Source organism: Paenibacillus senegalimassiliensis, assembly GCF_001486585.1.
Taxonomy (GTDB): domain Bacteria; phylum Bacillota; class Bacilli; order Paenibacillales; family Paenibacillaceae; genus Fontibacillus; species Fontibacillus senegalimassiliensis.
In genome coordinates, this window is sequence record NZ_LN909045.1 from 656,940 (window position 1) to 669,395 (window position 12,456).

Consider the following 12,456-nt stretch of genomic DNA (forward strand, 5'->3'; position numbering starts at 1 on the left):
TTACTATCAATAAGTTTTAGTCGTAACGGTCGTACGTTTGAATAGGCGCACGACCATATAAACATTAACCAGCACAATGCGGCTTAGATTTTAAGTCAACAGCAGCGTTATATGTTTCAATTCTGCAAATACCAGGTGGGTGGCTGCACTTACTTATAGAAGGATGTTCTTCCTCTGGTATGAAAGCAGCTTCTTTGAAAGAATTTCTAAGAGGTACTTCAAAGAAATCCTTTAATTGCTGTATAGCCTTTTCCATAACCTGTATATAAAACTCTCCAAACCATACTTTTCTCATAATATTTCTTGCTCCATAAAAATCAGCCTGTCCCTCGCAGGATAGTTCCCCATCATAAGTTGGTTCGCCCCCGTAATGATGGCCTAATTCATGGGCTATGACAAGAGACAGACCCTCAAGTTCTAATGTGGTCGATCTTACTAAACCACCAAATACTTGAACATACCTCTTCTCATTGTCTTTCCAAGCAACTGCATTTACTTCATCATTATCCCAATCTAAAGAATAATTAACGTTGGGATAATGCAATTTGAATTGTTGAAAGAGATACTCTATCCATGTTTGGGACAAGTGGTCTGTATAAGATCTGAAAGTCCCCGACTCTAAATGTCTTTTTGCCTCATAATTGGATATGAACGTCCGGGCATCTGGAGGTGGGAGTACCTTGTGCACTTCAAAGGAAGGGATAAAAGCCTCATTATCAATTAACTCTCTTTTTAATTTTCCATATTTTTCATTGTACTCTTTTGTTCCGACAGTAAGCATATTTTCAAAATCTTTTTTGAATGTATTGCCATGATATTTAATTTGTAAAGTATAGTCCCCACACACAACTCCATTAGCCATTATTAGATGCCCGTCCAGGTTTTCTGATGGTTCATCTACATCAGTGGCTATATGGTGGAATCCTCCGCGATAATTACCAATACCAACACCATTAATGGGTATTTTATCACTATGTTCACCAATTAAAAAATCCTCCACATTTAGTTTATCAGCTCTTTTAAGCTTTTTATCAGATGTTAGGAACAAAGAATCTGGTGTAACAACTAAGTGTTGATTTTCACCATAGCTGATAAATACAATCGAAGGCTGTAATGTTGTTCGATTACCCTTTGAGCCTGCGCTAAAGCCTACTTCTTTTTGCCTCCACACTAAATCCAATCCAGCAACTTGGATATAGTCGCCCACTTTAATATTTTGAACGGCTTTTGTTATCCCATCTGAAATCATTATAGGTGTATTTAATGCAAAACATGAACATTGACAAGTACATGGACCTTTGCTATCTCTGGTGAGAACAGGATGACCAATAGGCCAACCCTCTTGTCTACATATTTCATTTATTTCTGGATCCGAACTACTGCAATGTGGAGCTTCGCATTCCCTTAATGCCATATTGTTTTCCACCTTTTCTCATTCTTTTAACATTAGTATTATGATTGATTTAAATGCTTTTTATTCCATTAAATATAAAATTTAATTAAAATATTCCAAATAATACAGGATCTCAAGCGGGAAGTTTAACATTGCAACATAATCAGTCTGATAATAGCCTTGTTTTTTTTATGAAAAGAGATGTTTATCTAAAAGAGCTTCAACCAATCGTTGAAGCTCTTTTAATACCACAAACCCCATGATGGTTCTCTATCAACGGGGCACGGAAACAGCACGAACGATATGATTAGTCGGCTGGAAACGATGGTGCTCAGTGGAGCGGATTTGCCACTTCCTGTTGTTCGCAAGCAGATTTCCTCCTCCATTGATATCTTTGTTCACTTGTCGCGGTTAAGAGACCGTTCGCGCCGGGTAACAGAAATTTCTGAAGTCATTGAATTACGAGAGGGGGAGGTGATATTAGAGCCGTTGTTCACGTTTTGCGAGCAGGGAGAGCAAGAAGGTCGTATCCTGGGGCGGCTGGAAGCAGATCGCAAGGGAATGACTCACACGGACAAGCTGCGGATGGCCGGGTTGGCAACAGCTTGAGCTAATAGGGAAAGGAGGCTGTAGATGAAATTGCGGATGGACATGCAGCAAGGAGGGAAGGCCGGCGACTTGGAATATGCTCACGCCAAGCTAACTGATTACCAGGTGATGAACTTGACGTTGCGTCAGAAGGCGGCTTGTATGCTGATTGGAGGTATCGTTCTATTTGGCTTAGGGTTGATTTTCTTCCATAACTTCCTTCTGGCTTTGCTCCTAGCCATGGGAGGGGCAGGTATTCCGCGTTACTGGAGCGTCTACTTACTTCGCCGCAGACGGGAAAGCCTGAGCTTGCATTTTAAGCAAGCATTATATTCGCTCTCTTCTTCTCTGGCTGCAGGCCGGTCAGTAGAGAACGGGTTTCGTGAAGCGATTGAAGATTTGCGGCTGCTATACCCTGACGGGGACAGTGATGTCATTCGTGAGTTCAGTATTATAGGTACTCGTCTGGAATATGGACAACCCATTGAGGAGGCCCTTATGGACTTTAGCCGGAGGGCTGCGATGGAGGATATCGGCAATTTTGCCGACGTATTCACGATTTGCAAGCGCTCAGGGGGTGATTTGGTGGAGATTGTTCGGCGAACGTCAAGCATTATTAGTGAGAAGCTTGAGATCAGCCAGGAGATTAGCGTGATGATTGCCCAGAAGCGTTTCGAAGCCAAGGCGATGCTCGTCGCTCCTGTATTATTCCTATTATTTATGCAACTTACCTCACCCGACTATATGGCCCCACTTCACAGCGGCTTGGGGCTGGTCATCTCGGGAGCTGCTTTGTTGTTGTTCGCTGGTTGTTCCTGGCTAATGCTCAAAATCATCGATATCCGAATATAAGGGAGGCCTGGCGGCATGATTCATGCGCTATCAGCAGGCTTGCTGCTGGCTTTGGCTGGCGGCTGGTTGCTGGCCTACAGGGCGGGACGCCCTAAGTATGGGGGTTATGCCAAGCTCGCTATGGAAGGACTGAGGCTGCAACGATTAGCGCCGTCCATGTTATATCTGCTCGAGAGAATTCGCGTGCATCGGCGGCTCCCCAGATTGTTCTTTCGAGTACAGAGGGCGGTGCAGAAGCTAAGCGGAGATCGAAGAGGTGGGGAATTGACACTGCTGTTCTTTGCCGAGACGCTTAACTATGCCTGGCTTACGCTGGCTACAGGCTGCTTGCTGTCCCTGCTTGGGGGCGGTGACCCGGCAGGCCTCTTCATAGGCGGGATTTTAACAATAGTCATTCCTATGGCTCTAATTAACGATTTGTATCGTAAGGTTCAGCGCCGGGAGCAGGAGCTCATGATGGAACTGCCTGAGTTATTGAACAAAATTATGTTGCTGGTGGGAGCTGGCAGTACCGTGCAGCAGGCGATCAAGCTCTGCTTGGAGCGAAGGCAGGACGTGGAGCATCCCTTGTACCGGGAGCTCTTGCAAATGCAACGTGAATGGGAGGGGGGCGACTCCTTTCAGCAGTCTATGGAAGGCTTCAGCAAACGCTGTGGTATTCAGGAGGTAGCTGCTTTTACGACGACTGTGCTGCTTAATTACCGCCGGGGCGGGCAGGATTTTGCGCTCGCCCTGCGTGATTTATCGCATTCTTTGTGGGAGAAGCGCAAAGCAGTCAGCAAAACTTTAGGAGAACAAGCATCGGCCAAGCTGGTGTTTCCGATGGCGCTACTGTTCATTGTGCTGCTTATTCTGGTAGGTGCTCCGGCATTTATGATGATGGATTTATAGCTTTACCATTTTGTGAATTGGGGGATTTGACCATGTTAACGGGAATACGGAAAGGAATTCAAAGCTTTTGGCGGAATGAGGACGGCTTGGGCATGCTGGAGATGATTTTAATTATTGCCGTTATCGTTATTCTTGCTGCTATTTTTCGCGATCAATTGAAGGCAATCATTACGAGCTTGCTGGGCAAAGCCAAGTCCAAGACGGAGAGCTTCATGGATGAGAAGGCATAGGTATGAGACTGCGGCGTGATTCACGGGGAAGCTTCACGCTGGAGGCGTCGCTAGTGCTGCCCTTTATATTTTTGGCAGTGCTGGTGTTGCTGTTCTTTTGCTTGTATATGTATCAGCATACTTTGCTCGGACAGGCCGCTGCGGCGGCTTCCGAGCGGGTGGCTTATGTCTGGGACAACAGTGAACGAGATGATTTGACTGGTGCTTATGCCGAAGGCAGGTATGATTCTTTGTACTGGAGGCTGACTGACGACGGTATGCTGCGCAGTATCTTTGGTTGGAACGAGGATGGAGGTGCAGCCAGGGTAGCTTTACCAATGACCTCGGGCGTTGAGACACAAGGGCTGCCGATGACCAAGCTTAGTCGAACTGGTGGAAAGCTGCCAGCAGGCATACAGGGAGAACTTCGTTACGATAATGGGCTTCTATTGCGCAAGGTTACGGTTGCTTTGGAGCGGCTGATTCCATTGGCTCCTTTGGAGAGATGGATGGGAGATGCCCGGCAGAGCGGAAGGGCAGATGCGTATGTTGTAGAGCCTGTGGAATGGATTAGAACTGTTGAACTGGCTCGTTACTATGGCGCAAAGTTTAAGAAGTCGAAGACTAAGGGCGGCATGGATCAGCAAGAGGCACGAGATGCCCTGAAGCTATTTGCCAAATAGAAGAGGGGCTGGGAGAGGAGGCGGCAGGGTGTTTCAACCAGAAAGGTCGGAGCGTGGTGCCGTTACTGTATTTCTGATCATGATTCTTGCAGTGGTATTTGCCTTTGTCAGTATTTTTATAGATTTCTCCAGAATGTTCGCTACGCAGGCCAGGGCGGAGGCGCTCGCTCATGCCGCTTCCAGATCTGTTATGTCTGCTTATGATCGTGAATTGGCTGAGCAATATGGACTGTTTGCTTACGGACAAACTGAAGAAAGCTACATTATGTCTAAGGTGCTGGAGGATCAGTTAGCGTTGACCCGGCGTCAGGATGGCTTACCGCTACTGGGGGCAAGGCTTGAGGAATCCACCGTGGAAATGCTTCGACCGATTGGCATTTACGAGGTATTTGAACGGCAAATCAGGGAGCAGATGAAATACAGAGCACCTATCGATATTACCATAGAGATATTTAATCATTTCAAGCCTTTGGCTCAAATGATGAAGGAGGCTTCAAATACGGTCGATTTGCTTGGCAAGTTGCAGAAGCTCTATGACCGGCGCGAAGCCAAGCTGGATGAACTGCTCGCGAAGCAGCGGGAAGCCGGGGAGACAGTCGTGGCTTATAGCAACTTGCTGCCGAGAGGAAGCAATGGTTCCCATGGTCAAACCACATTAGGTGGACATATTACTTCTCTGGCCGAAGCAGCGGCGCAATATGAAGATTATGTGCTCAAGCTGGAGGAAGACAGTGACAGAGAGCCCTTGGAGCGAATATATACGCTGGAGTTGTATCGCTATCGCCTGGACACCGGGGATGTATTCAGGCGTCTTTCGCAGAGTGGCCAGCGTGCGGAAGAGGGCCATGCCAAGCTATTGCCGGAGGCCAGGGAGTTGCTGCTTGAAGTGCGAGCTATCAATGAAGACATGCGAAGAACGATTCAGGAAGCGGAGCAGCGGCCGGCCCAAGCAGGATATAATGCTGTAACGGATGCGCCTAGTACGGGTGCTGGAAATTTGCCTGAACATGGTGATGAGATTGCTCAGATTCGAGCGCAAGCTGAATCGCTGTTGTTGCCCGAGGAACTGTTCGATGATTTTGCCGGTGATATAGAGCAGCAGGATCGGACTTTTGTCGGACTTACAACGGTGATTGGCGTGTTACTTGGTCGGCAGGGGGCTGTTCTTGGGGGAACGGCTTCAGGCGGTGATTTCCAATCAGGGATTGCTGGTGCCAGTCGGGAATGTGATGCTTATCTGCGGTTATTTGTTGATGGAGGATCAAGTAATTTATTGCTGGAGAATGCTCGTAGGCTTGAAACACATCGGTCCCATGATAAAGAGCGCAAAGCAGTGGAGCAAGCCGCCGAAACCGAACTTAAGGAGGCCTCGGGTATGATGTCACAAATATCCGACCTCAAGGAGCAATTGAAGGAGTATCAAGCGGTCTATGATCAATTGGCTACCGATAGCGAAGCGATCCGTGAACTGAATCGTTCCCAAGCTGAAGCCGTAGAGGGGACAGACATAGAGGATGATCCGTATGATGCAGGCCGAAGCGCTATGTCGGGAATGGATAGTTTATTCGGAGGGTTGGCGGGCTTTGCGGGTGGGGTAAGCGATCATCTCTTTCAAATGGAGTATATCGTAAGCTTTTTTAATTATCTGGATATTAGCACGCTTAACGGGCTTGTTGAAGGCAAGGGAGCGGAAGACCAATGGGAGGAATTGCGCCTTAAGTTGGCTCCAACTAACCAAGAAGCGGAATATATTCTATACGGCTTCCATAATCCAACGGGGAATATTGCGGCCGCTTATGGCGAAATATTTGCCATGCGCTTGGCGATAAGGACGATGGAAGGGCTCGTGAAGAATCAGGGTAAAGGTCACCCCTTGCTTATTCTGGCCTTGGCGTTGCTCTACGGCATTCAGCATACGGTACAGGATATGATTTCCTTAACCCGCGAGGGGAAGGTTGAACTTAGCGAGTATTTGCAGGTGAAGTTGACTTACCGGGATCATTTGCGCCTGTTTCTGTTGCTGCATGGTCGTAGCGAAAGCCGACTTTCACGTATGCAGGCCGTAATTACGATGAATACAGGAATTAACATGGCGCAGCGAGCCACTTATTTGAAGGGGGAGGTCACTCTCGCGATGCCGTTATGGTTCTTGCCTGGCGTTCTCAAGGCGATGGGCGAGACGGGGCTCCTGAAAGGAAATGTGGAGGGAAGTCGCTATTATGTCAGTAAACGGGCGGATTACTCCTATTAGACAGGGCCAGCTTAAGCCACGGCTGTCCGGGGCCAGGTCAGGAAGAAGCCGAGGCAGCATCGTGTTGGAATCCGCCTTGGTAATGCCTATCTTTGTCCTGATCTTGTTTTGGTTCATCTATATGATACATATGGCCTTGCTTACCAATCAGTTGCATATCGTTGCTTCTAATGCTGTGAAGCAAGTATCCGCGCATATTTATCCTGTTGCTATCGCCATTTATGAATCTGGTGAAGGTCAGGGAGAACAGGCAGCAGATGAAGCCAATTCTTCTTTTGTCTGGGACATGCCCTCCCTTTCATTGGAGGATTGGGCTGAGCAGTATGCCGATGCACTGCCATCTCCGTTGGGACAGTGGGTTATAGAGGCAGCGCGTCGTGGTGACGGGCCACTTGAGGAGGCTAAGGGTAGCGTATTGGAGGCGGTACTGGACCCGCTAGTTAAGCCAGTGTTACAGCCCTTTATGAAGGGAACACTTCTGCAGCAGGAGCATCTGCATGTCAGCGGCATTACAGTACCTAATCTGAAAACGGGAAAGCAACCCTATTTCGGAATTGAATTAAGCTATGAGATGCCTATCCGCGTGCCATTCACAGGACGGCGGGTCTTGCTGCAAGCCAGAGCGGAGGAACGTCTATGGATTGGGGATACAGACGAACTCAGCACAGGGGGAGACACCGGGGACGAGCAGAGTGGACAGACCCCTGTGGTCATCAGCAAGCCTGACCCGGCTTATGCAGGGAGACGGGCAGCAATTCAAGCCCGTATTGCCCCCGGGACGTCTGCCAAGCTGACAGTCTATTACAAGAGTGGAGTAAGCCGGGCCAAATATCTTGGCGAGGCTCAAGCGGATGAGGACGGATATGTGGATTGGAACTGGCTTGTCGGTGGCAATACGACTCCGGGAACCTGGACGTTTGTTATTGAAACGGGCGAAGGGCTGCGTCAGACAATGTCATTTGAGGTTGTAAGTGGGGCTGACAAGAAAGGAAGTGAGGATGGATGATGCCACTGGAATACTGGGGTTGTTTTCTCATGTTAATTACGGCCTTTATCACAGATTTAAGAACGATGAAAATTCCGAACTGGTTAACGATTCCGGGGATCGCCGGAGGAATAATGTTTCATACATTGCTGAATGGCTGGGCTGGGGGGTGGTTTGCAGTCAAAGGGGCTGGTATTGGCTTTGCTCTGATGTTGTTATTGTATTTGCTGAGGGCTGTAGGCGGGGGAGACGTCAAGCTGTTTGGAGCAATCGGAGCCTGGATGGGCATTACTTTGACCTTGTCCATGATGATGTATTCCATTGTCATTGCCGGATGCATCGGATTAATTATTCTACTATGGCGGCAAGAGACTTGGATGCGGCTGCGTCGCATATTCCAGAGTGTGTTCGGAGCAGCGGTGTTGCGTAGCGTGGCTCCCATTCAAGCAACAGCAAGAAATCAATTGCAGTTCCCGTTCATGCTGGCTGTATTACCGGGAGCTATTCTGTCCGTGTACTATTTTTAGCAGAGGAGGGCTGCATACATGCCGCAATTACACGCCGATTTTATTAGAGACGGCGGCACCTATATGATTTTGCAGGCACAGGACGAGAGCTTTCATCCGGACCTGCTGAACCGTGTGGAACGGTCCATGCTGGCAGCCGTGTCAGTACCCCGTCTATTAAAGCTTGATGTGCGTGAGATCGATTTCGAGATTAGCCTCCATTTTGACATTACGGGCAAAAGGATGCTGTCCCACTGCTTGCGCACTGATCAGATGGGGTTGATGGAATTCTACGGATTGTTACTTCAGGTGGTAGCGGTGCTGGAAGAAGGCAGAAAATACATGCTCAACCCCGGTAATTTTATACTCGATGAGCAGCATATTTTCGTGGAGAACCCGCTTTCTTGGGGGACGCTGCATTTTACTTATATACCCTGGAAGCACAGAACAGACGGTGCTCCGCTTTCTCAAGCCCTGCTTGGTCTTATAACGAGGTTGTTAACCTGTGTTGCTCAAGTGGAGGGACAAGGGATACCCCAACTGGTGAAGCTTTGTGGAGATGAGTCTTTTTCCTTGGGGGGATTAAAGAAGCTGTTGCTAGAGCTATTAGCTGGGGACCAATTTGATCAACCTAGGCTAGGGGAAGCAGGGGCCCCTCATCGGCTGGGCGGACTAACTGGGGAGGGAGGAATCTCCTTCGATTCAGAGGAAGGCGGGCAGTTGCCGGGAAAGCGGGAGAGAGCTTCCATTTTCAGTTCTCCAAATCAGGCAAGCGCTGCTGTCGGTTCTACCTTGATTAAGGAATATGTCACACCAGAAGAGGCGGGCATAGGGGAGCATCTGCGTCCATATGATGGCGATGAAGCGGTTGCTCCCCGTCTGGATTGGCCAGGTGTCAGCGAGGATGAGCAACCGAAGCTACGGCTTAAGCCGACATATTTGCTGCTAGGTGCCATCCTGGCCGCTGCTTTATGCTGGAAGCTTCTTTATATAGACCAGCCGGGGCAGATTGGGCTTTATACATGTGTGTTGATTACGGTACTGCTGATTGCAATGGTTTACTGGATTTGGCGTAAGGGTATTACCTTCGACGTGCCCGAAGCGGAGGAAGAACATAGGGACTCCCAGATTCCCCCCTCGGTTAATTCAGATTATTCTGTGCTTTCTTCGAATTATGCTGCCTCAGAGGAAGCTTCTGAGGGAGTGGTCAATCAGAGAGGAGGTCTGCGAGGATCGGCACTGCAGATTAATTTACCCAGTGTACCTAGTGTACCCAGTGTGTCCAGGCTGTCGGCATCCTCCACATCGCAATCATCAGTTTGGAATAATAGTGAAAGTAATGCTATAGATGCCCCGTTGTCACCGCCTACGATGTTGTTAAGCCGCTCCATGTTGTCGGAGCATAATGGTGAAGCTTTACCAAGCACCCCCCGCTTTTATCTGGAGCGGTCGGATGGGCAAGGGATGGGAACAACGCCGGAACAAATCTCTCTATCTCCGGGCAGCTTGGTCATTGGTCGCTCCGAGGAACTGGTTCAATTTGTGGAGGACAGTACAGGAGTATCCAGAGCCCATGTGGAAGTAATGGTGTCCTCCCAAGGCTGCACCTTGAAGGACCTGGGTTCTACCAACGGAACAAGACTTAAGGGAGAGTTGATCGCTCCCTATAAGGCTTATCCTTTGGCAGAAGGGGATGTTTTTTCCCTGGCAGAAGTGAATTTTAAGCTTGTTATGAACTCTGTGCAGTGATGCATGATTCGAGTAGAGCTAAGCGCGGTAGGTTCGCTTAGCTCTTTGCCTTTTTTGCAAATTTCAGATCGGCGTAGATTCTGATAGCGAAAGCGAGTATAATTGACGAGAATGATTCTCAATTGTGCGATTTCGTATTGTGGAATACATACGACTCATCTGCAAATTTCATAAAAGGAATGGTTCCAGGCATGTCGACATTATCTTCATCTACTAAATCACGATACCGGACACGCCCGGTAATGGCCACGTTGATCCTATTCGGCGGTGGAGTGTTGCTCTTGTTCGCTATTGGACTTTCTATCTCCGTAGGGCTTGCTGATATTAAGTTATCCACGGTGTGGGACGCCTTGTTTCATTTCCAAGCAGGGCAACAGAAACATCATATTATTATGGAGCTCAGGCTGCCCCGCACTCTGGCGGCTGCCTTGGTTGGAGCAGCTTTGGCCGTGGCGGGGGCCATCATGCAAGGAATGACCCGCAACCCGATGGCAGATTCCGGGCTGCTCGGCTTGAACGCCGGTGCGGGACTGGCCTTGGCTATTTGCTTTGCTCTTATGCCAGGCACCCCATTTCTGCTAATGATGTTCTATTCTTGCCTTGGGGCTGGTCTTGGCGCAGGGCTTGTATTTGGTATTGGCACGTTGTCCAAGGGGGGGATGTCCCCGGTACGCTTGACTTTGGCGGGGGCGGCGGTAGGTATGCTATTTACTGCGATTAGTGAAGGGCTCACGCTTTTTTTTCGGGTTGGACAAGACCTGGCCTTCTGGTATGCTGGTGCGATTTCCGGGGCTAACTGGTTGCAGGTCAAGATGGTATCGCCCTGGATTATTGTGGGATTGGTCGCTGCGTTGTTCATTTCCAAATCCATTACTTTGCTAAGCCTTGGAGAAGATGTAGCAACCGGGCTTGGTCAAAGAACCGGCCTTATTAAAGTGGTTGGCTTGATTATTGTCTTAGTTCTGGCTGGCAGCGCGGTATCCATCGTGGGAGCTATCGGTTTCGTGGGTCTGATGATTCCCCACATCTCTCGCTTCCTGGTTGGGGTGGATTATCGCTGGATCATTCCTTCTTCCGCTCTGCTTGGCAGCTTGCTGCTGGTGTTCGCCGACATTTTGGCCCGGATGGTTAATCCTCCGCAAGAAACCCCGATTGGAGCACTAATTGCTGTAATCGGCGTGCCATTCTTCCTTTATCTTGCTTTGAAGCAGAAAGGGGGAATGGAAGGATGAATCGGGGAACCATTCCGTTACAATTGAAGCAAAGAGCTCGCCGGGCTTACATTGTCCAGTTGATCTTTGCCGTGCTGATCGTGGCCGTTTTTGTGCTCAGTATGAATATTGGTGCTATGCCGCTTGCGCCTAAGGATGTTATCAAGACGTTGTTTGGATTTGGAACCGAGAAGCAGGAGTTAACTTTATTTATATTCCGGTTGCCACGCATCGTTATTTCGGTGCTAATCGGCATGGGGATGGCTGTGGCTGGTTGTATCTTTCAGGGCATCTCACGTAACCCGCTCGCCGATTCCGGTGTGTTGGGGATTAATGCGGGGGCAGGACTTGCCGTTACATTGTTTATTTCCTTCTACCCATCGATAGCAAACGCTCCGGTATATCTGATGCCGGTATTGGCGTTGTTTGGAGCTGCAGGGACGGCCACGTTGATTTACTTGTTATCCTATAAGAAGAACTACGGGCTACTTCCCATCCGCATGATTCTGGTCGGAATCGCGGTTGCTTCTGGCATTAATGCAGCAATGATCATTTTGCAACTGCGGCTAAAACCGGAAAATTTTCAATTGCTTCAAATTTGGCTGGTTGGCAGCATTTGGGGGAGTTCTTGGAAGCATGTTATTGCTTTACTGCCTTGGCTGCTGATTCTGCTACCTTATATATTCATGAAATCTCGTGCACTTAATGTGCTGAACCTGGGCGACCAGACCGCTTCCGGACTTGGTATTTCACTGGAACGTTCACGTCTCGGCCTGCTCGCCGCGGCGGTTGGATTGACGGGGGCTTGTGTTGCTGTGGGGGGAGGAATCTCCTTTGTGGGTCTTATTGCCCCGCATCTCGCCAGAAGGCTGGTCGGACCAAGGCATGAATACCTGTTGCCGGCTTCGGCTCTGGCCGGAGGCTTGCTCATTATCGTGGGTGATACGCTGGCCCGCTGGGTATTGCAGCCGTCGGAGATACCGACGGGGATCGTAGTAGCTATTGTTGGTGCTCCGTACTTCCTGTACTTGTTAATGAAGTCCAGGGTATAAACAAGGATGGGCTAGCAGCAGTTGGGCGGCCTGGAATGGCTGTGAATTCACCTTGAGTGCTTCAACTCCATTCCGGGCCATGTGGC

General features: G+C 49.0%; 11 protein-coding genes and 1 pseudogene. 11 read left to right on the top strand and 1 reads right to left on the bottom strand.

Features of this window, described 5'->3' with window-relative positions:
* Positions 1–64 precede the first annotated feature (64 nt).
* Entirely contained in the window at positions 65–1,414 is a 1,350-nt protein-coding gene (locus BN3279_RS12940) for a M48 family metalloprotease (RefSeq protein WP_059051430.1), read from the bottom strand.
* 237 nt (positions 1,415–1,651) lie between these two features.
* Between BN3279_RS12940 and BN3279_RS12945 the strand changes: the two are divergent.
* The 11 genes and pseudogenes from BN3279_RS12945 to BN3279_RS12995 form a co-directional block, all read left to right on the top strand.
* Positions 1,652–2,002, top strand: a pseudogene (locus tag BN3279_RS12945) (CpaF family protein); the annotation flags it as partial.
* Positions 2,003–2,044: 42 nt separating this feature from the next.
* Positions 2,045–2,833 (top strand): type II secretion system F family protein, encoded by a 789-nt coding sequence (locus BN3279_RS12950; RefSeq protein ID WP_059051825.1) that lies wholly within the window; start codon positions 2,045–2,047, stop codon positions 2,831–2,833.
* 15 nt (positions 2,834–2,848) lie between these two features.
* Positions 2,849–3,724: a type II secretion system F family protein gene (locus BN3279_RS12955; protein WP_059051434.1), complete on the top strand. Its 876-nt coding sequence runs from the start codon at positions 2,849–2,851 to the stop codon at positions 3,722–3,724.
* A gap of 32 nt (positions 3,725–3,756) precedes the next feature.
* The gene (locus BN3279_RS12960) at positions 3,757–3,954 is read left to right on the top strand and encodes a Flp1 family type IVb pilin (RefSeq protein ID WP_059051436.1); all 198 of its coding nucleotides are present in this window, start codon (positions 3,757–3,759) and stop codon (positions 3,952–3,954) included.
* A 2-nt stretch (positions 3,955–3,956) separates the two neighbouring features.
* Positions 3,957–4,616: a TadE/TadG family type IV pilus assembly protein gene (locus BN3279_RS12965; RefSeq protein ID WP_059051438.1), complete on the top strand. Its 660-nt coding sequence runs from the start codon at positions 3,957–3,959 to the stop codon at positions 4,614–4,616.
* 28 nt (positions 4,617–4,644) lie between these two features.
* Positions 4,645–6,867: a TadE/TadG family type IV pilus assembly protein gene (locus BN3279_RS12970; protein WP_059051440.1), complete on the top strand. Its 2,223-nt coding sequence runs from the start codon at positions 4,645–4,647 to the stop codon at positions 6,865–6,867.
* Positions 6,836–7,873 carry a TadE/TadG family type IV pilus assembly protein gene (locus BN3279_RS12975; RefSeq protein ID WP_232436840.1) on the top strand — a complete coding sequence of 346 codons (1,038 nt, stop codon included), beginning with the start codon at positions 6,836–6,838 and terminating at the stop codon, positions 7,871–7,873. Before BN3279_RS12970 ends, BN3279_RS12975 begins: the two co-directional genes overlap by 32 nt.
* A complete protein-coding gene (locus BN3279_RS12980) occupies positions 7,873–8,379 on the top strand; it encodes an A24 family peptidase (protein WP_059051826.1) in 507 nt (168 codons plus the stop codon). The genes BN3279_RS12975 and BN3279_RS12980 overlap by 1 nt, the downstream gene beginning before the upstream one ends.
* A gap of 18 nt (positions 8,380–8,397) precedes the next feature.
* Positions 8,398–10,107 carry a DUF6382 domain-containing protein gene (locus BN3279_RS12985; protein WP_059051444.1) on the top strand — a complete coding sequence of 570 codons (1,710 nt, stop codon included), beginning with the start codon at positions 8,398–8,400 and terminating at the stop codon, positions 10,105–10,107.
* A gap of 191 nt (positions 10,108–10,298) precedes the next feature.
* Positions 10,299–11,339, top strand: a complete 1,041-nt coding sequence (locus tag BN3279_RS12990; protein WP_059051446.1) for a FecCD family ABC transporter permease — start codon at positions 10,299–10,301, stop codon at positions 11,337–11,339.
* Positions 11,336–12,370 (top strand): FecCD family ABC transporter permease, encoded by a 1,035-nt coding sequence (locus BN3279_RS12995; protein ID WP_059051448.1) that lies wholly within the window; start codon positions 11,336–11,338, stop codon positions 12,368–12,370. Before BN3279_RS12990 ends, BN3279_RS12995 begins: the two co-directional genes overlap by 4 nt.
* Positions 12,371–12,456 lie beyond the last annotated feature (86 nt).